The following is a 21,324-nucleotide window of genomic DNA, read 5'->3' on the forward strand; positions in this document are numbered from 1 at the left end:
TTACTTCGTTACTACCGCAAGTACGTCTCTTTCGCTGAGGATGAGGAATTCCTCGCCGTCAAGCTTCACTTCTGTGCCGGAGTATTTGCTGTATATGATCCTGTCGTCCACACTGACATCCATGGGCTGGCGCTTTCCGTTCTCAAGCACCTTTCCCTCTCCGACCGCTACTACGATCCCTTCGACCGGCTTCTCCTTCACTGTTTCGGGAAGGACGAGACCGCCCTTTGTCTTCTCTTCATGAGGCGCGGCTTTGACAACTATCCTGTCTCCAAGTGGCTTAAGTTTCATAAATTACCCCTCCTGTTGATTTTTTGTAATTTGATGTTAGCACTCACATTAATCGAGTGCTAACTTCTTTTCGAGTGAAAGTTTAATAAGATCGACGTATTTTCTCAAATGTGATCAGTGTCAAATATATATAATTATGGCTTGTTAAATTGATTTTTCTGTGGATCTCGTCCGTTTTTGAACATACTTTGACTTTTGCTTATCTTACGTAGTTTCTACAGTATATTTACAGTATGGAGGCAAGCCATAAACAGGCCTCTGTTCGGCGCACAATTTTTAAAGATCGTTTCAGCCAAAGAGAATCGGGAGACCGGTTACAAAGGAAAGTATCCAGGATCAGGCCTTTACCAGATCTGCCATGAAGGGTCGGGAGAGAGTGAGAGGTCAGACCTGTTTCCCCTCATATAAGAGTCCACACCTGCGGAGGCTATCATCACGGCATTATCTGTGCACATTTTAAGAGGCGGGAGGAAAAGTTCCCAGTTCTCTTCTTCTGCAATCTCTTCAAGCCTTCTGCGAAGGCCTGTATTTGCCGCGACCCCGCCCGAAAGGGTCAGTCTTTTTATACCTGTCGTTTCCGCAGCTAGCTTTATCTTGCAAGTAAGGGAAGCAATGACCGCCTTTTGGAAGGAGGCGCAGATATCCTCTTTTTTTATCGAGGTCCCGGTCTTCTCAGAACTTCTGATAATGTTCGCAGCCGCCGTCTTAAGTCCGCTGAAGCTGAATTCGACTTTATCCGTATTTGAAAGCGGTGTGGGAAGGGGGTAGCTTTCGGGGTCACCTGTGTACGAAAGCCTGTCTATCACCGGGCCTCCTGGATATCCCAGTCCCATCATCTTGGCGATCTTGTCATAAGCCTCTCCTGCAGCATCATCTCTGGTGGATCCGAGAAGTTCATACTCGCCGAAATCTTTAACGCAGACGATCTCGGTGTGTCCTCCCGAAACTATAGTTGATATGAAGGGCGGTGCCAGTTCCCTGTTCGCAGCAACATTTGCAAATATATGCCCCTCAAGGTGGTTCACTCCTATTATCGGCAGCTCCCATGCCTGGGAGAGTGCCTTGGCTGTCATCACCCCCACAAGAAGCGAACCCATAAGCCCCGGCCCCGCTGTGACGGCAATGAGGTCGATCTCCTCGGAAGGATAAAGTATCCCCGATACTTCCAGGACCTTTTCAAGAAGAGGCATGATCATTTCCTGATGCATCCTGGATGCCAGTTCCGGTACGACCCCTCCGTATACGGAGTGGGATTTGATCTGGCTTGAAATGACGGAGAAGAGGACTTCATTCCTGCCCTTCATCAGCGCAAGCGCAGTATCGTCGCAGCTCGTCTCAATGCCGAGAGTCACCATATCCTGCTGTTTCTTCAACATCCGCATCTGCCTCCGCAGGAAGAACAATTCCCTCCGCTGCAGCTGTATGACCCCTTCTTTTTGGGTTCTCCCTCTTGGTGTATCAGTATCCTTGATCTGCACTTCGGGCATTTTTCGGCTGTCTTATCCGATTTGAAAACATTGCCGCACGAAGCGCATTTATACTTGTGCATTTATTTTGGCACCTTCCATTTTATGAGGTCTTCTCCGTAGCCTACGGTGATCTCTTTGCCGGGTTTTGCATACTCCTGCGGGACCACAAAGGCAAACTGCCATGTCGTACCCGCGTCGACCGTGCCGAAAGGATTCTTCCAGCTTGAAGAAATGACATCCTTTTTGGTCAGGTTATAGCCACCTATGCTTATCTTCTGCTCTTCTACCGTCCAAGGCTTGTTTGCCTCAAGGTTGGCAATGAAGAGGACCTTCTTTTTTGTCTCCGGCGACCCGTAGTACTGGTTCAGGTCATCGACCCACGGAGCAAGTCCCTGTTCAGCGGAAATCGCCTTGGACAGCTTCGCGTCGATGTAAATGAACTGTATCGTACCTCTTGAGCCAAGGATAAGGTCACCGAAGACCTCTCCCTCGACCCAGCAGTCTATCTGCCTTTCATCCAGCAGCGTCTCCAGATCCTTCTGACCTGCCTCTGCCTTAAACGATGCCGGAGAGAGAACGATGCATAACGTCAATAACAGGATCGGGAATAATAAATATTTTCTTTTCACTCTTACGCCCCCTTGATTATCAACAGATCGAAGCAAAGCGAATTATCTGCATATACTCTTCAATGATAACATCTAACAATAATTATTTACTGAACTTCCCTACTTGTTTCAGAAAGTAGATCCAAATCTCTTCATTTCGCTTTCCCTGATTATAGGCATGCGGGAAAGACGGTGGGAAGATCGAGTTATTTTTTCTTTTTCAGCGCATCCTTGATCCATCCCCACTCAGAACAGCGGAGGAGTATCGTGGAGAGGGAATATAGGGCAACTCCGGCAAAGATCATCGCCGCCAGCCAGCCGGCCCTCATCAGGACTGATGCTGAAAGCGGATATGGCAGAAGCATTTTTAAAATATTAAGAGCAAGAAACATCAATGCAGTGGAGAAGAATATCTTTGCGGTCCACTTCAGGCCGAATACACCCAGCGGCTCGCTCAGGTCCCTCGAAAGTCCCCACGCACCATAAAAGCTGGAGCATGTGAATGCAAGGGCTGTCGCTCCTGCAAGCCCGGCGTACTTAAAAGCCGGCATCAGCAATGTGCAGGCAACAAGGTTGACTGTCACGGTCACGCCGGTCACACCCACTGCTCCCCGCGGCATCCTTCTCGCATACATTGCCCTCAGAATGACCGTACTGCTCGCCATCCCCGGAAGGCCCAGGCCGTATATGGCAAGCACCGTTCCCGTAGCATGCCAGGCCCATTCGGTGAAGGCACCCCTGAAAAAGAGTATATGGACCGTCTCCTGTGAGAGTGCAAAGAGACCGACAGATACGGGGAGTATCACAAAAAGGTCAAACCTCAGGGCGTCCCTGATAAAATCCCTGAATCCGGCCCTGTCCTCAGGGTCCTGGCGTGAAAGCATGGGAAGCACGGCCTGCGATATAGCTATGACAAAAAGTCCAAGCGGAAGCTGGAGCACCCTGTCGGCATACGTGAGGACGGAGATCGACCCTCCTGTAAGGAATGAACCGAACATCCTGCTGATAACGGGGTTCACCTGATTCAGCGACAATCCGGCTGCATATGGGAAGAAAAGGTACATCATACTCTTCAGTTCCTCATTTTTCCTTTTTGGCATGGAAGGCGTCAGAACGAGCCCCATCCTTCCGCACCAGTACCACTGCAGGATCATGTGACAGGCTCCTCCGATGAGGACTGCCGCGGAAAGGTTCCATATCGTCAGGTCTTTCATCGTTGCGACAATAAAGAGTATGTATGCGAGGTTGCTGACTGCGGGAGCGACTGCAGGGACAAAAAATGAACCCGTGCTGTTAAGTACTCCCATCGCCAGAGCTCCGACCGATACAAAGAGAAGGAATGGGAACATTATCCTGGTCAGGGATATCGCAAGCGCCCTTTCTTCGGCTGCGAATCCGGGGGCCATTATGCCCACAAGCACCGGAGCGAAAATTATTCCGACCGTTACAACAAAAGCGCCTCCGAGCATGAGAACTGAGAGAGCCTGCTTTGCCAGGTTCTCTGCCGAATCTTTGCCTTTGCTCTCAAGCGTCCTTGAAAAGACAGGCACGAAGGACGCAGAGAGCGCGCCCTCCGCCAGAAGCTGACGAGAAAGGTTCGCGAGGGTGTATGCAACATAGAATGCGTCAAGCTGGCGGGTCGCTCCGAACAGGGCTGCGGTGAGCATTTCCCTTACAAGCCCAAGTACCCTGCTTGCAAGAGTGCCGACCATCATCCTCATCGCATGTCTTACCATGCCCGGAAGGTTGTCGTTGCGGCTCATTTGGGAGATTTGACCCTTACCAGCTAAAATCCGCGCCGAGGTAGAATTTTCTTGCCTCTTCGTTCGCCGTGATTTCCCCGGGCAGACCTTCCAAAAAAACTTTGCCCTGATGGATAAGGTAGGCTCTGTCGGTAATTGAAAGCGTCTCTCTGACGTTATGGTCTGTAAGAAGTATGCCGTAACCTTTTTTTTTCAGCTGTCTTATTATTATCTGCAGGTCAGCTACCGCTATTGGATCTATACCGCTGAATGGCTCGTCAAGAAGAATGAATGAAGGGTCAAGAGCCAGGCATCTCGCTATCTCAACGCGTCGCCTCTCTCCTCCTGAGAGAGAGACTCCAAGGATATTTTCGATCTGTTTAAGTCCATAACCCTCAAGCAGAGTCTCAATTTTTACATCGCGCTCTTCCTTGGCGATACCGGCCTCTTCAAGCACCAGTTCAAGGTTTTGCCTCACAGTAAGCTTCCTGAATACCGAAGCTTCCTGAGGAAGGTAACCAAGTCCCGTCCTGGCTCTCTCATACATGGGCAGGGGCGTGATATCTTTTTCTCCGTTGAAGACCCTTCCGGACTCAGGCATTATCCTTCCTATCATCATGTAAAAAGTGGTGCTTTTTCCCGCTCCGTTAGGTCCCAGAAGACCCACTATCTCACCTTTTTTTATTTCGATAGATACATTGTCGACTACTCTTCTTCTGTTGTAGGACTTAACGAGGTGTTCTGCCCGGAGCACCTCGAATTTAGATCTTACGGCAATTGCCATTGCTCATTCCCCGCTTTTCGGCTTCTCTTCTTTAATTGCTCTTTTTCTCGTTAGTTATGAATGTGATCTTCGAGTTGCCTATTGCTTCTATGTCGTTGGTGTCTTCGTGCATTATTATCGAATCCGCCGATACGGTTTTTCCGTCGCTACGGACAGCCTTTGCGTTGCCTGACATAACAAACGTGGCCTTTGTTTTTGAATAAACTCCTTTTTCACCTGTTACCCTGCTTTTGAGGCCTTCCTTGTCAACGAAGTCCATAATTACATTGCCCACTGCCACCAACTCGCTTATTTCTTCATTTACGGTGGTGCCGTTAACAGAATCAGCGCTTACAACAAGCTTCTGCTTGATATCCTCGTACCTTTTAACTTTTTTGCCCCAGAACTTATTTTTTGTCTGACCTGCTTCATTTGCGATCAGAATATTATTTTCAGTCTTTGCGTCTACATTGCCTCTTGCTGTGTAGTTTTTCGTTCCCAGCTCCCAGAGCACATAATCAGCATCGATCTTCTCGTTCGTTCCCCGTGTCAGGTGTACCTTGCCAAAAGCCTCAGCAATACCATCATTTTCTGCGCTTTTTGAACCTGTCCACTTGACTTTGTCTGCAGTCAGTTCAGTCTTTTCTGCAGGAAAGGTGCCCTTAACGTTCCCCTGAAGCGTGAACTCGGAAGTTTCAGTACTTCCTTCCCCTTTGTCCCCCCAGAGTATGGCTCCCTCTCTTTTTATTATTACGTTCCCCACAGCCGAAATCTTTTTCGTGTTTACGTTGTACTGGATGGTGTCAGCCGACATTGTGCCCTCGACCGGATCAGCAGAGAGGCCGGACTGCGCTGAGAATAACAGGATCAGAAGCGCGGCTGGAATCGATTTAAGGATATTTTTCATGACTGGCATTAACAGACCTCATTCCCTGAAAATAGATCAAAGCAATATTCATGAACATACAGGCATATTTTACAGCCTAAATCATCATTTGGTCTTAACGTTTTTGGCTTTATTCCATATTGTAAGGAAAATGTCATGGAGAAAGACAAAATAGTCCTGGTCTTTGGCAGGAGGGGGCAGTGTCAGCCTGTATTCATATCCTGTCGCCGCAGCCCTTATAATATCCGGGGTCCACGGATCCATAAGTATGAGCCAGTTACGCCTTTGAGCCTCATCCAGCGCGGCCTTGAGAGCCGTTGTGTCCCCTGCCTTCCATTTTTCCCATACGGGTGCCGGAGGCCTTACGGCACCGGTTATCGAGGAGCGTATCCATGTCCCTTCGGCTCCGGTTATGTCAAGCATCTTTGTGCTGCCCAGCAGATGCTTTCCGATATCTATGGTACTCTCTATCTTTGACTGGAACTCGGCAAGCCTTCTCTGAAAATAAGTGTACCTGCCCTTATCCTCTTCAGCCATTATCCTCATTACGCTCTGGGCAATAAACGGGAGCATAGCAGGGTCGAAGAAGGCGCTTCTCAGCTGTTCCCTGGTCATGGGCACCTCTTCGTATAGCAGCCTGAGGTTTTTATTGTTTCTTTTTATCCTGAAGTTTTCCGCGTCCTTTGCGTCTATCGCGATCACGACCTCTCCAGATCTCGGGGAAGCAGTCTTCACTACATTACCGGAATTATCCCAGTTGGAAAGATAGCGGACATTTTTGGTGTCGCCGGATATGAAAGAGGCTATGAACCCCACCCAGGGTGAAGTCACAGCAAAACTGGCCGCACCCGCTTCCGCCGGCCGGAAGAATACGGCCATCAGAACGGAAAGGGTCAATATTATCTTATTAATCCTTATACGGAGGGATGTTTCAGGCATCAGCCCGGACGGCTCCCCGGCTTGACAAGCGGCAGTCCCTCTTTGCAGAGCGGGCAGGCCTCCTCTTCGTAGAGCGGGAAACTGAGTTTCCACAGAGAGATAAGATCCCATCCCTTATATGCGTCCTCTGTACGCCTGTCGATGATCGCTCCTGAAGAGACCCACTCCGCACCGCCCTCAACAAGTATCTCTGCCGTTTCTCTTGATGACTTGCCTGTAGTGACAACATCCTCGATCAGTGCAAAACGTACTTTTCCCGGATGGGGGAAGCGTTTGAGCCTCATTATCCCTTCCTGTCTTTCACAGAAGATGAACGGGACTCCGAGCGCCCTCGCTGTTTCATGGCCGATTATCAGTCCTCCGAGAGCAGGAGAAAGTACCATCTCCGGCTTTGATGGAGCCAGCCTCTCAGCCAGCTTTTCTCCGGCGTAAGCCGCGAAACGTGGAAAACGGAGCATAAGCGCACACTGTATGTAGTGACCGCTGTGAAGTCCTGAGGTCAGCTTGAAATGGCCTTCCAGGTGAGCTCCGCTCTCCTTCATCATCTCAATGATCCTTGCTGTCACAGCTCCTTCGTCTTTGTTTAAGTGATCTGTCTCCATCACATTACCTCCGAAATTTCTCCTATTGTCTTTTTAACTTCAGCGATCGGGTCTTCTGCCTCCAGTATCGGCCGACCCACAACTATGAACGAAGCTCCTGCCGCGGCAGCCTCTTTCGCAGTCGCTACCCTTGTCTGATCCTCCGCAGATGTTCTCATTCTCCTGATCCCCGGGACGACTCTTGCAAGTTTTCCGGCCTTTCCTTTAAGAAGTGAAAGGTCCAGCGGAGAGCATACTATGCCGTCAAGACCGGCTCTTTCCGCTGCAAGCGCCCTTGCCTCAAGTGAACGGTCCAGGTCAGACCCCGGGTGCACTTCACTCCACAGATCTCCTCCGAGGCTTGTCAGTACCGTGATCCCGAAGATGTTCATCCTGCTTCCCGTCTTATCCCTCATTGCAACGGAACGGACCATCATCTCATGACCGCCTGAAGTGTGAATGGTAAGCGCCCACAGCCCCATACCAGACAGGGGCTCTATGGCCGATGCCACCGTGTTGGGTATATCATGGAGTTTCAGGTCAAGAAAAAGCTGGTATCCCCTGCTTACTATTTCATTGATAAACGGGGCTCCGCCCATCGCATAAAGCCTTGGACCTATCTTTACATAGGGTGTCGCCTTATCCAGCCTGTCAAGAAAAGCCCTTGCCCCATCCGGAGTCGGCAGATCCATCGCCACTATCAGTTTACACATATTACTCTCCAACCCTTCATCTCCAGAATTATATCTTCAGCCGGATGCAGAAGCATCGGCAAAAAACCCCCATTGTCCCTATGAGATCGCACATTAAAACAGGGGCCCCTTTAAAGATGTCAAAATCTGCTCTCTCGATCTGACAAACTTTAAGATGCCCCCGCATCTATACTCCACGATGCCTTTCTGCCGGGTCAGCTTCTACAGTTCTTCGTTGTCCTGCCAGATCTTCCTGCCTTCGGCGAAGGTCATTACCGGCCAGCCGCTGAGTGCGATCCCTTCCCACGGACAGCACCTTGCCTTGCTGTACCATTCGTTGCAGTCGACTATCCTTGTCCTCTCCATGTCGATGACCGTCAAGTCCGCAAATGCCCCCTCTTCGATCCTGCCAAGGGAATGCCATTTTTCAGGAAGTAGGGATGCCGGAGAGCTGGTCATTTTTTTCAGTATAAGCCCGATCGGGACATCGGGATAGTTCTTGTTTTTGAAATCTATAAGCACCGCCGCTGCGCATTCAAGCGACGCGATGCCGAAGGGAGCCTCCTGGAAGGGTTCGTCCTTCTCATCCATGTGCCAGGGTGCATGGTCTGTAACTATGGCATCGATCGTATCATCGAGCAGACCCTCCCAGAGCGCTGCCTGATCCTCTTTGCTCCTGAGTGGAGGGTTGACCTTGTACCTTGAATTATAACCGCTGTTGATGACCGCGTTCTCGTTGAGCGTCAGATGATGGAATGTCGTATCACAGGTTATGTCAAGACCTTCCTTTTTCGCCTGTCTGATAAGCCCGACCGCTCCGGCGCTGCTGAGGTGCGTAAAGTGGACCCTTCCTCCCGTTTCCCTTGCAAGTGCGATTCCTCTGGCGACATCTATCTCCTCAGAAGCCGCAGGGATACCCTTGAGTCCGCTGAGTGCGCTGACCCTGCCCTCATGGACCTGCCCTCCCTTGAACAGGCTTATCTCCTCGGGATGTTCCATGATCCTCGGCTGGTCTTTGCCGGTATACATGAGCGCAAGGCGGAATAGCGAGCTTGTTGCTATGGGGGCCCCGTCGTCGGTGAAAAATACCGCTCCGGCGTCCGCCATCTTAAGAAGCTCGGCCATCTCCTTACCTTCCCTGTTCTTGCTTACGCATCCAGAGGGAAGGATCCTGGAAGCACCCGCGGCCTTTCCGTGACTGAGCACATACTCCACAAGGGAGGGTTCCGATATTGCGGGTTTTGTGTTGGGCATTGCCACAAGAGTGGTAAAGCCTCCGGCAGCTCCCGCCTTTGCCCCTGATGCGATATCCTCATTCCATTCCCCGCCCGGATCCCTGAAGTGGGCGTGAAGATCTACAAAACCGGGCGAGAGTATCTTCCCGTATCCTTCTATCACCTCGGCATCTGTGCCGTCAAGTCCGCTGCCGACCGCTGATATCCTTTCTCCGTCAACCAGCAGTTCATGTGCATCTATGAATTCTGTCCCGCTGAAGATCTTAAAATCTTTGAACAATATTTTCCCCATTATCTTGCGCCCCCTCCGCAGAGATAGAGCAAAGCCATGCGTATGGCAACGCCTGACCGCACCTGCTCCAGTATTACGCTCTGATGTCCGTCCGCAACTTCGGAGGCAATTTCAACTCCCCTGTTGATCGGCCCGGGATGCATTGCAAGTGCCCCCGGTCTGGCATACTTCATAAGTTCGCCGTCGGCCCCCCACCAGCGGTGATATTCGTCCACCGAGGGGAAAAGCCCGTCCTGCTGGCGCTCCTTCTGTATCCTCAGGAGGTATACCATGTCCGCATCCTGAACTGCCTTTCTCGGGTCTTTTTCATACCTGCAGCCAAGAGAGGCGATCTCCCTGGGCATCATCGTAGGCGGACCGGAAAGCACGACATCGCAGCCTATCGTTTTAAATGCTATGACATCGCTCCTTGCCACCCGGCTGTGGAGAACGTCTCCCACCAGCGCTATCTTTTTGCCCTCGAGACTGCCCAGGTGTTTCCACGCGGTGTAGAGATCAAGGAGAGCCTGTGTAGGGTGTGCATGTGTGCCGTCGCCGGCGTTCAGGACTATTGCCCTCTTCAGCTTTGAGGCCAGGTACTGGGCCGCGCCCACAGCTCCATGCCTCATTACAACAATATCTGCTCCCATTGCTTCAAGGGTCCAGGCCGTATCCCTCATAGTTTCGCCCTTCGCATGGCTCGAACCTGATACAGACCAGTTGACCACGTCGGCGGAAAGCATTTTCTCTGCAAGCTCAAATGAGACCCTTGTCCTCGTCGAGTTCTCAAAGAAGAGATTGACTGCCATCTTGCCCCTGAGTACGGGGACCTTTTTTATCGGCCTGTCCATGACGTTCTCCATGTGGCGGGCCTGGTCAAGCAGGAAGTATAGTTCCTCCCTTGTAAAGCAGTCTACATCGATCACATTTCTGTGACGCCAGACTATCTGTCCGATCTCACTGGGCGTCGCGTTCACAGATAACCACCTCGTCCTTTCCGTCAAGCTCCGTTACTTTCACCTCGATAACTTCGTTCTTTGATGTCGGCACGTTCTTGCCGCACATGTCGGCATGTATGGGAAGCTCCCTGTGTCCCCTGTCGATTATCACCGCAAGCTTGACAGAAGAGGGGCGTCCAAGATCGACCAGGGCCTCCAGTGCCGCCCGGACAGTCCTGCCCGTGTAAAGGACGTCGTCTACGAGGAAAATATTCTTGCCCGAAATGTCCTGAGGCATCCTCGTGCTGTGTACCATCGGCTGTTCGAAGAGCATCGTCAGGTCATCCCTGTACAGGGTGATGTCAAGTTCACCGCAGGGCACTTTCGTACCCTCCACTTCCTCGATTATCTTCTGCAGTCGGCGCGCAAGGTAAACTCCCCTTCTGTGGATACCCACAAGGATCATATTTTCTGTACCCTTGTTCTGTTCGACCATCTCGTGCGCGATCCTCTTTATTACCCTGTTGAGGTCATCGGAATTCATCAGCTTCGCCTTTTCTCTTAAAACTGTCAATTTTACCCCTCCTTTTTGTAAATAAAAAAAGACCGCCTCACTGGGCGATCTTAAAGAATACTCCTCAAAAGCGGCATAATATGCCTGCGGGAGGGCTGAAGAGATATTGACGATGTTCTTTCTGTTCTCATTAGCTTCCCCTCCCTATGCTGGACTCGGGGTATTATAACTCCTTTTTAATTTTTATGCAATCGGTTGCAAAAATTTTTATCACTATCCATCATGCTCTTCTTCCATAAATCATAGGAGCGCGTGAAACCGGTCCTTTGCGGACAAATAACTGAGGAATCCGGCCTTAAGCCTATGGGAGGATATCAGAAAGATATCAGAGAGCGATAGTTTAGCTTGCAGTGCAGTATCAGGACACAATGAAGACCTGATGGATCAGGGATGATATATTTGTCAATAATATTTGGGGTTTAAAACATACATGTGGAAGTGAGCCTTTAAGGCCATATACCGCCTTGTTACCCTCGTATCTTTTCGAGCGCGGCTCCGGCGGCCTCGAATTCGGCCTCTTTTATCGTGCTTCCCCAGGCTTCGGCGAGCAGTTCGTCTCCGATCGTTACCTCAACTTTGAATTTCAGCGAATGGTCGGGACCTGTGCGTTCCACTGTTTTGTAGTAGGGAACGCCCCTCCCCATTGCCTGCAGGGTCTCCTGCAGGAGTGTCTTGGTGTCCTGTCTGTCAGGAGAGAGTTCATTGCTGTGAAAATCAAGGTAGGCTTTTGCCAGTGATAGCGCCGCACTATAGCCTCCGTCAAGGAAGACGGCTCCGAAGAGCGATTCCGCTGCATCCGCAGCCATTGCAGGTGTTGGGCCCTTCTTTATCAGGCTTCTGCCGAGTCTGATCGCGCCATGAAGTCCGACAGCAAGGGCCCATTCGTACAGTTTTTTTTCACAGACTATCTGTGAGCGTATCCTGGTGAGCTGTCCCTCATCCAGTTCTTTGTATTTTTTGTAAAGAAGGTCTGAGACGGTCAGTTCGAGCACAGCATCTCCCAGAAATTCGATCCTCTCGTTATGAGACAGCGATCCCGACTCATTTGCGTAAGACGAATGGGTCAGGGCTTCTCTGAGAAGATCTTTCTTCATGAAGATGTAACCTATCTTTTTTTGGATCTCTTCTGCCGGTTTCTCACTGTTGGAGCTTTTCATATCAGTCTTTGATGCGTTCGATCGCAAGTACTCCGTTGTGGCCCCCAAAACCGAAATTGTTTATCAGGACTTTGTCGACCCTTGCTCTTACAGCCTTGTTCGGTACTGTGTTGAGATCGCATTCGGGATCCGGATCGAACTGATTGATCGTCGGATGGACTATCCCTTCCTCGATTGCCAAAATTGCAGCTATAGTCTCTACAGCGCCTGCTGCACCGAGGAGATGGCCTATCATTGACTTAGTGGACTGTACCATCACTTTGTCTGCATGTTCACCGAGGAGCCTCTTGATCGCCGCGGTCTCCATTTTATCGTTCAGCGGAGTGGATGTTCCGTGTGCATTGATCAGATCGACCTCGTCAGGTACCCATCCGGCATTTCTCATGGCCATGGCCATTGAACGGTATGCTCCGTCTCCTTCCGGATCCGGTGCGGTTATGTGATATGCGTCACAGGTATTTCCGTATCCCGTTATCTCAGCGTAAATGTGAGCACCTCGTTTTTTTGCATGCTCCAGTTCCTCGAGTATCAGCACTCCGGAACCTTCGCCCATTACAAAACCGTCCCGGCCTGAATCAAAGGGCCTGGACGCATGCTCCGGATCATCGTTTCTGGTGGAGAGAGCTTTAAGCGACGCAAACCCAGCAGTTGCTATCGAAGTTATCGCAGCCTCCGCTCCCCCTGAGATCATCACGTCAGCATCTCCGCGCTGTATGCAGTAGTAAGCCTCTCCTATGCTGTTTGTAGCGGAAGCGCATGCTGTGACAACAGCCATATTCGGGCCTTTTGCCCCATACCTTATCGCTGCATAGGCAGCTGGCATATTTGCTATCATCATCGGTACCATGAAGGGGCTCACCCTGTTTGGGCCTTTCTCAAAAAGGGTGGTGAAGCTGTCGTCGATCGTTCCGATGCCGCCGACTCCGCTTCCCATGTAGACACCGAACAATTCCTTATCCAGGGATCCAAGATCAAGGCCGGCGTCCTTTACAGCAAGGTCAGTCGCGGCAGTTGAGAGGTGCAGTATCCTGTCTGTGCGGCGCACTTCTTTTTTGTCAAGCCACCTTTCAGGGTCAAAATCCCTTATTTCCGCGCCAATTTTTACGCTGTGTTGGGAAGTATCGAAAAGGGAAATGAGGCCGACACCGTTTTTGCCCTCCTCAAGAGCCTTCCAGTACTCCTCTTTGCCGATTCCAATGGGCGTAACTGCACCCACTCCTGTGATCACTACTCTTCTCATTGATTTTCCTCCGTGAAGATAGGAGGGACCGGCCTTATGCAGCCCCTCCTAAAAAGATTCATTTACTGACCTAGCCTTCCACTCCCAGCTTGGCTTTAACATAGTTCATAGCCTCGCCGACTGTGGTGAGTTTTTCTGCGTCTTCATCAGGGATCTCGATGTCAAATTCCTCTTCGATGCCCATGATGAGCTCAACGATATCGAGGGAGTCAGCGCCGAGATCTTCGACAAATGACGCTTCCGGCTTGATCTGCTCTTCTTCCGCGTTAAGGCGGTCCATTACGATCTCCTTAAGTTTTGCCTGTACTTCTTCCAATTTCATACAGTTCACCTCCTTCCAATTATTCTCTTCCTGCACTGATTTTTCTCTTTACGGTGCTTCCTCTTACATAGTCATTCCGCCGTCAACGGCTATGACCTGCCCCTGTATATACTCTGAATCGTCAGAAGCCAGAAAAGCAACTGCTTTAGCTATATCAGACGGGGTACCTGTCCTTCCGGAGGGGATATTTTTCAGCATGGTTTCCCTGATCTCCGGCGGAAGCACCGATGTCATGTCTGTATCTATGTAGCCGGGCGCAACGGCATTTGCCGTTATTCCCCTTGAACCAACTTCTCTTGCAAGACTCTTGATAAAACCTGTCATTCCTGCCTTGGCAGCTGCATAATTGCACTGGCCGGGATTTCCGACAAGCCCAGTAACGGAACTTATCGCTATTATCCTGCCCCACCTGGCCTTCAGCATCGGGCGAAGAGCCTCTCTGGCACAGTAAAACAGCGATGAGAGGTCTGCCGTAATCACATCGTTCCAATCTTCGTCCTTCATCCTCATCAGAAGATTGTCCCTGGTGATGCCCGCATTGCACACGAGTATTTCTACGGGTCCCAGCTTGGAGGCAACTGCCGTAAACATCTCTTTCACCTCAGCTGCCGATGATACATCGGCCTTAAAGGCAAATGCTCTTCGTCCGATGGCTTCGATCTCAGCAACTGTCTCCCGGGCAGCTTTTTCTGACCTGCTGTAGTTTACTGCGACCGAACATCCCTTTCTGGCCAGTTCAAGGGCTGTTTCCCTGCCAATGCCCCTGCCGCCGCCTGTTACAAGGGCGATCTTTTCCTTCTGCATCAAATTCCCCCTTTCAAAAACTCAAGTGCCGCATCAAGTTCCTCGGGGCCCGAGACCGGGAAGGGCCTCTTGTTCTTTGATATTTTTCTTATCAGACCTGAAAGGACACTGCCGGGGCCAAGTTCAATATATCCCTCGGTCCCCTTGTTTTCCATCTCTATAACGCTCTGCATCCATAGCACAGGTGAAAATGTCTGCATGTAAAGGGCCTCTTTGAGAGTTCCCACATCCTGTACAGCCTTTGCTGCCGCATTTGTCACTATCGGACAGCAGGGAACATTCCAGCTGATGTTCTCAAATTCATCCCTGAGTTTTGATCCTACGGGACGCATAAGTTCGCAGTGGAAGGGTGCACTTACCCTGAGAGGAAGCACCTTTGCCCTGCCTGTCGCTTCTATTGCGGACGAGGCCCTGTCCACTGCGGTTTTGTGTCCTGAGATGACTATCTGTTCCTGCGAATTTATGTTGGCAGCTTCACATATCTCACCCTGCGCAGCTTCGTTGCAAAACCCGACAACTTCCTCCATGTTCATCCCTACGATGGCAGACATTGCGCCCACTCCAAGAGGAACAGCCTCCTGCATCAGAGTTCCCCTGAGATGGACCAGTCTTACTCCGTCAGAGAGGCTTATCGCCCCTGTTGCAACAAGTGAGGTGTATTCTCCGAGGCTGTGGCCTGCGGCAAGATATGGTTCAAGTTTTTTTCCGTAAGCGCTCTCAAGACCTCTCAATGCAGCTATACTCACTGTGAGGATAGCCGGCTGGGTTATCGCGGTCTTCATCAGGTCTTCCTTGGTGCCGTTGAATATGAGGTCGCTGATTTTGAATCCCAGCGCCTCGTCCGCCTCTTCAAAAACCATCCTCGATGCATCGAATTTGTCGTAAAGCTCCTTGCCCATGCCGGGTCTCTGTGCACCCTGTCCCGGGAATATGAGAGAATATTTCATCAGTCAGCAAACCTCTTCAATCTTTCGATCTCCGCCGCCGCGCCATTGATGATGTCCTCTATGATCGCCGCAGCGGGCTCAATTTTTCTGACAAGGCCGGCAGATTGTCCTGCCATCAGCGAGCCCCATTTTGTATCCCCCTCAACGACAGCAAGCCTCAGTTTGCCTGTGCCAAGTTTCTCGAGCTCTTCTACCGAAGCGCCCCTTTTTTCCAACTCCTCGAACTCTTTGGAGAGTTTATTCTTGAGGCCCCTCACGGGATGGCCTGTGGACCTGCCGGTCACCACGGTAGCTCTGTCGTTGGACTCAATAATTTTTTCTTTGTAATTGATGTGGACATTGGACTCGGCAGCACATACGAAGCGGGTGCCTACCTGGACTCCCTCTGCCCCAAGCGCAAATGCAGCTGCCATTCCTCTTCCGTCGGCGATCCCGCCTGCAGCGATCACAGGTATCGAAATGACATCTGTGACCTGAGGTACAAGGTTCATCGTGGTGATCTCGCCTATGTGTCCGCCGGCCTCAGTTCCTTCAGCCACTACAGCATCAGCCCCCTGCTTTGACACTCTTTCAGCATGAGCTGTGGATGCAATTACAGGCACCACCACAGTCCCGAGAGGCTTAAGCCTGTCAAGCACTTTGCCGGGCATACCCGCACCGGTCGTCACGACAGGCACTCTGTACTGGGCAGCGATCTCAAGCGCATCGTCGGCTGTCGGAGAAAGCAGCATTATGTTCATTGCGAATGGTTTGTCCGTCAATTTTCTTATCTTGACGATCTGTTGTTCCAGAAGTTCAGGCGGCATGCTTGCGGCGGCAATGACTCCAAGCCCTCCCGCATTGCTCACAGCCGCGGCGAGGTCCGCATCAGCCACCCATGCCATTCCGCCCTGGATCACAGGGTATTTTATTTTTAAAAGTTGCGTAACACGGTTGTGTTCAAACATTTTATCTTCCCTCTATGCCTGGTAAAGCAGGGCTCCGAGAGTCATGCCTGCGCCAAAGGCAACGAAGCACACTTTGTCTCCGTCCTTTATCCTGCCGGACCCCATAGCCTCGTGAAGCGTTATCATCAGCGATGCCGCGGACGTGTTGCCATACTCGGGGAGGTTTATGAGCGTCTTTTCCTGTGATACGTTAAGCCTCTTGAAAACTCCGTCGATTATCCTCGTATTGGCCTGGTGGAAGATCCAGAAGTCGATCTCTTCCGGCGTCAGACCCGAATCCTGGCAGAATCCCTTTATGAATTTAGGCATTACTGTATTTACAAACTTGAAGACCTCGTTGCCCTTCATCTTAACGATCGGCATGATATGGTCTTCATCGCTTTCAAGCCTTATCATCTCGTGTCCGGTGCCGTCGGCCAGCAGCCGGGTGGATGTAAACCCGCCATCACCCTCGGCAGCTCCCACCACACATGCCCCGGCACCATCACCAAAGAGGATGCAGGTCCCCCTGTCTGTCCAGTCTATTATGTCTCTGAAAACCTCAGCACCGATAACAAGGACTTTGTCCCATATCCCGCTCGATATTCCTGATGCCGCCACTGAAAGTGCGGTGAGGCTTCCCGTGCATCCGGCCTGGATGTCTATCGCTCCGGCATTAACAGCCCCAATCATTCCCTGGACCTTGCAGGAGACGCTCGGAAATACCGTGTCGGGCGAATTTGTCCCGACAAGGACCATGTCCAGCTGATCTGCCGTCAATCCTGCATCCTCAAGGGCAAGTACCGCAGCCCTGTATGCAAGGTCGCTGCATTTTTCTCCTTCAACGGCAAAGTGTCTCTTGCTTATGCCGGTCCTCTCGACGATCCACTGGTCGTTGGTCTCGACGATTTTTTCGAAATCCTTGTTCGTCATGATTTTTTCCGGGATATATTTGCTGGTCCCCAGTATTTTTGTTTTCCTGCCCGTGTATTTGATCATTCTGCACCACCCCTGGCTATTTCTTCTCTGATCCTTCCAACTCCGTTATGTTCTACAAAATTCGCCGCGCTCAGTATGGCATATGATATTGCCTTTCTCTTGGAACGGCCGTGTACCTTTATGACCGTACCGTTCACGCCAAGCACGGGAGATCCGCCGGCTTTTTCCCAGTCAAACCTTCCAAGCACCCTTTTCATGGCTGGCCACATAAAGAGGAGCCCTACCTTGGGCAGCAGATGGTTGACATACTCTTCCTTGAACTGGTTCTTAAGCAGTTCACCAAGGCCTTCCCCGAATTTAATGACAACGTTGCCGGTAAAGCCGTCGCAGACGATAACGTCAGATACGCCGTTCGGTATGTCGTTCGCCTCGGCAAATCCCTGGTAATTCAGATCACTGTTCTCTATCAGCTGTCTTGCAGCAGATATGACATCGTCTCCCTTTGTAAGCTCCTCTCCCATGTTGAGCAGCCTTACAGAGGGGTTTTCAACATTCCTGAACAGCTTCATGTAAATGGACCCCATCTGTGCAAACTGAAAAAGGTTTATTGGTTTGCATCTGACGGTACCCCCCACATCCATCAGGAGGGTAGGCCTGTTAAGCACAGGGAGCATTGCACCAAGTCCGGGCCTGTCAATGCCGGGTATGCGTCCGAGGAGGATCACTCCCCCGGCGGCTATTGCTCCCGTGTTGCCTGATGATACTATGCCGGCTGCCTCTCCGGACCTTACCATTTCAAACCCTATTACAAGGCTTGAATTCTTTTTTCTTCTTATGGAGATCGAGGGAGAGTCTCCCCCGTTTATCACTTCATCCGCCGGAACTATGTTCAGCCTGGAGCGGACGTTTTTTTCTGCCTTTTCAATAATTGGTTTTATTTTTTCGCTGTCACCTATCAGCGCAACGGAAAGGTGCGGCTGTTCGCGGCAGGCAAGTATCGCTCCGTTGCACGGCTCTAACGGAGCATGGTCCCCTCCCATTGCATCAAGTGCTATCAGCATCTCTTTTCCCCCATCTATGCCAGTTCTTCAGAATTTTTTGCAACTACTACGAATCTTCCGACGAATACTTCCCTGTCAGCAACACGCGTATGAACACTGACAACGTATTTGTCACCTTTGTGGGTCCCCACTTTTGACCTGGCAAATATCCTTTCACCTACAAAAGCCGCGCGCCGGTACCTTAGCCTTGCAGAGCCGACCACGACCATTTCCCTGTCTATGGTTGCGATAGCAAGAGTCGCAGCCTGGGCGTATATATAGTAATCACCAACAAGATTGGTATGCCTGAACGCCATGTCCCTGGTCGTGTTCAGGACAGAGAGGGCCCACCCATCGGGCTCAAGTTCAATAAGTTCGCCTACGACTTCTTCAGCTCTTAAAGATTTGAGCCTGCTTGTTGCCTGCTCGGCCATGGTACGCATCCTCTCCCTCAGCTCAGGAATGGAGAGGATCCCGCGGTCAAGACGCACGGTACTCATACTCACTCCAAGGGAGACGGCTATCTCTTCGTCAGTCATGAGTGGGTTGGTCGATATGAGCTCTATCAGCTGTTTGTGCCTCTGCTTCTTAAGTTCTGAGCGCATTAAGGCATCTCCCGGCAAAAGTAATTGTTAGCAGGTCATAACACCAGACAAGATATTACAGAAATTGAAAGTTGTCAATAACAAATCACGGGTACAACATTTTTTTAAAGGCACGGTAAGCCAATGGCCATCAGCCTTACCATGACTTATGACAAGGGGCCATAATATAAGATCCGGAGCAAAAGGGATGACCCTTTGCTCCGGATCTTTCAGATTTCGTTCCATTAATCCTTAGCGGCTGCAGAGGCTTCTGAAACCTTTATAACCTGGCGTCCCTTGTAGTAACCGCATGCAGGGCAGGCTTTGTATGTTTCTATCATCTCGCCGCAATGGGTGCAGGCCGTGAGACTTGGTCCTGAAAGAGCACCTAGCCACTGTGCCTTGCGGTTGTGTGTACGTGAGTGGGATACTCGCCTTTTTGGAGTTGCCATAATTTGTTCCCCCCTTAAATCTTCAGCGAAAATGTCGCCTGTGCAATTCTATCACTTTTTTACTTTTTATGCAGTCAGTTATTTTCCCGGTCTTTCTGCACTAAAGATCTGAGTACTTCAAAGCGCGGATCGCCCTCGTCATCAGTACAGGAGCATGACGACTTATTGAGATCGGCTCCGCATTTGGGACAGAGTCCCCTGCACTCCTGCGAGCAGACAGGTGCGGACGGAAGAAGCGTTATCAGGACCTCCCAGATCAGAGGGCCAAGGTCTATCTCATCCTCCCATGAGTCAAGGATCATGACCTCTTCGTCTCCGTCTGCTTCAAAATCCGGTTCGGCTCTTTTGTCCTCTTCTTTGTCCAGTGAGAAAAGATACCTTAATTCTCCCTCAATTGCAACCCCCGCAGGTTCAAGACATCTTGAACATGGTACATTCAACCTTCCGGATACCGATATGGAGGTGATTATCCGGCCTTCCGTCCTGTAAGCCTCAACTTTGACCTCAAGGGGGCCCTCCACGGAGTAAAGCTGTCCCCAATAACTGATCTTCCTGTCAGCCGAAACAAAAAAACTTTCCGTAAAAGGAGTGCCGTCCTTCGGGACAGCCGGGATGACAAGCCTGTGATGCCAGCTGTTGGGCGCGGCTTCGATATGCTCAGCCATTATTCTCCGGTCATCTGGCCTCGCAGCAGCGTTTGGTATCCCTTGCAATGACCATTTCCTCGTCTGTCGGAACGACCATTACCGCTACCCTTGAATCCGGGGTGCTGAAAATGACCTCTTTCCCGCGGACCTTGTTCTTCGCGGGGTCGATCTTCACTCCCATGAATTCCAAGCCCCTGCAAACCTCTTCACGGAACGAAACTCCGTTTTCCCCTATGCCTGCAGTGAAGACCAGTACATCTATTCCGCCCATCGCGGCAGCATAAGAACCGATATACTTCTTGACATGGTAGATGAGCATTTCCTGCGCAAGCTTAGCGCGTTCGTCACCCTTCTCAGCGGCTTCCTCAACATCGCGGAGGTCGCTTGATATGCCGGAGACGCCCTGAAGGCCGCTCTTTTTGTGGACTATGTCGCTTACCGTCTTTACGTCACCATGCTTCTCCATCAGGTAGAGCATTACCGACGGGTCCAGATTTCCGCTGCGTGTCCCCATAAGAACTCCTTCAGCCGTACCGTAGCCGAGGCTCGTATCTACCGATTGTCCGCCGTCAACAGCAGTGATGGAGCTTCCGTTTCCGAGGTGACATGTAACTGTCTTGAGTTCCTCAACCGGCCTTCCCAGTATCTCGGCTGCCCTGTTGGCTACGTAGTAATGGCTGGTGCCGTGGAAGCCATAGCGGCGCACCCTGTCTTCCTCGTAATAGCTGTAAGGAATGCCGTATGTAAAGGCCTTCGGGGGCATTGACTGATGGAAGGCTGTGTCAAAGACGACTACGTTCGGTGTCCCCGGGAGGACTTCCATGAGAGCACGGACACCCTGAAGGTTCGCCGGGTTGTGGAGTGGCGCAAGATGGATAACTTCTTCTATTGCCTTGATGACTTCGGGTGTGACAAGCACTGACGACGTGAACTTCTCTCCGCCGTGGACCATCCTGTGTCCTGCCGCCGAAAGCTCGCTCAGGTCTTTTATAACACCATGTTCGGGATCGATGAGCATTTCAAGTACATACTTGATCGCTACTGTATGGTTCGGGAAATCAACTTCACGGGACACCGGGTCTTTCCCTGTTTTCGTATGTTTGATCTTTGAGCCGTCAATGCCGATGCGCTCAACAAGCCCCTTGGCAAGGACAGCTTCACCGTCCATGTCGATAAGCTGATACTTGAAAGAAGAACTTCCGCAGTTAAGAACTAGAATTTTCATTAGAATGAGATTGCCTCCCTTATTCTGATTATCCCCGCACCTTTGTGGTATT

The 21,324-nt window shown here is 50.9% G+C and carries 25 protein-coding genes; all 25 read right to left on the reverse strand.

Translation table 11 applies throughout. From position 1 onward, the window contains the following. A complete protein-coding gene (gene groES / locus OLM33_06880) occupies positions 1-291 on the reverse strand; it encodes a co-chaperone GroES (protein MCW1713385.1) in 291 nt (96 codons plus the stop codon). 344 nt (positions 292-635) lie between these two features. Beyond that, on the reverse strand, positions 636-1,667 hold the full coding sequence (gene tsaD / locus OLM33_06885; GenBank protein ID MCW1713386.1) for a tRNA (adenosine(37)-N6)-threonylcarbamoyltransferase complex transferase subunit TsaD: 1,032 nt from the start codon (positions 1,665-1,667) through the stop codon (positions 636-638). Beyond that, a complete protein-coding gene (locus OLM33_06890; GenBank protein MCW1713387.1) occupies positions 1,661-1,840 on the reverse strand; it encodes a hypothetical protein in 180 nt (59 codons plus the stop codon). The genes tsaD and OLM33_06890 overlap by 7 nt, the downstream gene beginning before the upstream one ends. Next, positions 1,841-2,389, reverse strand: coding sequence for a hypothetical protein (locus OLM33_06895; protein ID MCW1713388.1), 549 nt, complete (start codon positions 2,387-2,389; stop codon positions 1,841-1,843). A 185-nt stretch (positions 2,390-2,574) separates the two neighbouring features. Next, positions 2,575-4,131, reverse strand: coding sequence for a murein biosynthesis integral membrane protein MurJ (murJ, locus tag OLM33_06900; protein ID MCW1713389.1), 1,557 nt, complete (start codon positions 4,129-4,131; stop codon positions 2,575-2,577). A gap of 16 nt (positions 4,132-4,147) precedes the next feature. After that, positions 4,148-4,894, reverse strand: coding sequence for an LPS export ABC transporter ATP-binding protein (gene lptB, locus OLM33_06905; GenBank protein MCW1713390.1), 747 nt, complete (start codon positions 4,892-4,894; stop codon positions 4,148-4,150). Positions 4,895-4,925: 31 nt separating this feature from the next. Further along, the gene (locus OLM33_06910; protein MCW1713391.1) at positions 4,926-5,789 is read right to left on the reverse strand and encodes a hypothetical protein; all 864 of its coding nucleotides are present in this window, start codon (positions 5,787-5,789) and stop codon (positions 4,926-4,928) included. A 75-nt stretch (positions 5,790-5,864) separates the two neighbouring features. Beyond that, complete coding sequence (locus tag OLM33_06915; protein MCW1713392.1) at positions 5,865-6,698, reverse strand: hypothetical protein; 834 nt, start codon at positions 6,696-6,698, stop codon at positions 5,865-5,867. Then, positions 6,698-7,300 carry an orotate phosphoribosyltransferase gene (pyrE, locus tag OLM33_06920; GenBank protein MCW1713393.1) on the reverse strand — a complete coding sequence of 201 codons (603 nt, stop codon included), beginning with the start codon at positions 7,298-7,300 and terminating at the stop codon, positions 6,698-6,700. Before pyrE ends, OLM33_06915 begins: the two co-directional genes overlap by 1 nt. Continuing rightward, positions 7,300-8,004 (reverse strand): orotidine-5'-phosphate decarboxylase, encoded by a 705-nt coding sequence (gene pyrF, locus OLM33_06925; protein MCW1713394.1) that lies wholly within the window; start codon positions 8,002-8,004, stop codon positions 7,300-7,302. The genes pyrE and pyrF overlap by 1 nt, the downstream gene beginning before the upstream one ends. Positions 8,005-8,193: 189 nt before the next feature. Next, positions 8,194-9,498, reverse strand: a complete 1,305-nt coding sequence (locus OLM33_06930; GenBank protein MCW1713395.1) for a dihydroorotase — start codon at positions 9,496-9,498, stop codon at positions 8,194-8,196. Then, on the reverse strand, positions 9,498-10,454 hold the full coding sequence (locus OLM33_06935) for an aspartate carbamoyltransferase catalytic subunit (protein MCW1713396.1): 957 nt from the start codon (positions 10,452-10,454) through the stop codon (positions 9,498-9,500). The genes OLM33_06930 and OLM33_06935 overlap by 1 nt, the downstream gene beginning before the upstream one ends. Beyond that, complete coding sequence (gene pyrR / locus OLM33_06940; GenBank protein MCW1713397.1) at positions 10,435-10,959, reverse strand: bifunctional pyr operon transcriptional regulator/uracil phosphoribosyltransferase PyrR; 525 nt, start codon at positions 10,957-10,959, stop codon at positions 10,435-10,437. The genes OLM33_06935 and pyrR overlap by 20 nt, the downstream gene beginning before the upstream one ends. 497 nt (positions 10,960-11,456) lie before the next feature. Next, positions 11,457-12,146, reverse strand: a complete 690-nt coding sequence (gene rnc, locus OLM33_06945) for a ribonuclease III (GenBank protein ID MCW1713398.1) — start codon at positions 12,144-12,146, stop codon at positions 11,457-11,459. Between the two features lies 1 nt (position 12,147). Next, entirely contained in the window at positions 12,148-13,386 is a 1,239-nt protein-coding gene (gene fabF / locus OLM33_06950) for a beta-ketoacyl-ACP synthase II (GenBank protein MCW1713399.1), read from the reverse strand. Between the two features lie 70 nt (positions 13,387-13,456). Further along, a complete protein-coding gene (gene acpP / locus OLM33_06955; protein ID MCW1713400.1) occupies positions 13,457-13,702 on the reverse strand; it encodes an acyl carrier protein in 246 nt (81 codons plus the stop codon). A gap of 69 nt (positions 13,703-13,771) precedes the next feature. Beyond that, on the reverse strand, positions 13,772-14,512 hold the full coding sequence (gene fabG / locus OLM33_06960) for a 3-oxoacyl-[acyl-carrier-protein] reductase (protein MCW1713401.1): 741 nt from the start codon (positions 14,510-14,512) through the stop codon (positions 13,772-13,774). Next, complete coding sequence (gene fabD, locus OLM33_06965) at positions 14,512-15,459, reverse strand: ACP S-malonyltransferase (protein ID MCW1713402.1); 948 nt, start codon at positions 15,457-15,459, stop codon at positions 14,512-14,514. The genes fabG and fabD overlap by 1 nt, the downstream gene beginning before the upstream one ends. Continuing rightward, positions 15,459-16,406 (reverse strand): enoyl-[acyl-carrier-protein] reductase FabK, encoded by a 948-nt coding sequence (fabK, locus tag OLM33_06970; protein MCW1713403.1) that lies wholly within the window; start codon positions 16,404-16,406, stop codon positions 15,459-15,461. Before fabK ends, fabD begins: the two co-directional genes overlap by 1 nt. A gap of 12 nt (positions 16,407-16,418) precedes the next feature. Next, positions 16,419-17,384, reverse strand: coding sequence for a ketoacyl-ACP synthase III (locus OLM33_06975; GenBank protein ID MCW1713404.1), 966 nt, complete (start codon positions 17,382-17,384; stop codon positions 16,419-16,421). After that, positions 17,381-18,385 carry a phosphate acyltransferase PlsX gene (gene plsX / locus OLM33_06980; protein ID MCW1713405.1) on the reverse strand — a complete coding sequence of 335 codons (1,005 nt, stop codon included), beginning with the start codon at positions 18,383-18,385 and terminating at the stop codon, positions 17,381-17,383. Before plsX ends, OLM33_06975 begins: the two co-directional genes overlap by 4 nt. Positions 18,386-18,399: 14 nt before the next feature. Further along, positions 18,400-18,969: a transcription factor FapR gene (gene fapR / locus OLM33_06985; GenBank protein MCW1713406.1), complete on the reverse strand. Its 570-nt coding sequence runs from the start codon at positions 18,967-18,969 to the stop codon at positions 18,400-18,402. Positions 18,970-19,193: 224 nt separating this feature from the next. Continuing rightward, positions 19,194-19,400, reverse strand: a complete 207-nt coding sequence (rpmF, locus tag OLM33_06990; protein MCW1713407.1) for a 50S ribosomal protein L32 — start codon at positions 19,398-19,400, stop codon at positions 19,194-19,196. 74 nt (positions 19,401-19,474) lie between these two features. Then, a complete protein-coding gene (locus OLM33_06995; GenBank protein MCW1713408.1) occupies positions 19,475-20,113 on the reverse strand; it encodes a DUF177 domain-containing protein in 639 nt (212 codons plus the stop codon). Beyond that, a complete protein-coding gene (locus tag OLM33_07000; protein MCW1713409.1) occupies positions 20,076-21,272 on the reverse strand; it encodes an acetate kinase in 1,197 nt (398 codons plus the stop codon). Before OLM33_07000 ends, OLM33_06995 begins: the two co-directional genes overlap by 38 nt. Positions 21,273-21,324 lie beyond the last annotated feature (52 nt).

Source organism: Synergistaceae bacterium DZ-S4 (genome assembly GCA_025943965.1).
GTDB lineage: Bacteria > Synergistota > Synergistia > Synergistales > Synergistaceae > Caenicola > Caenicola nitritireducens.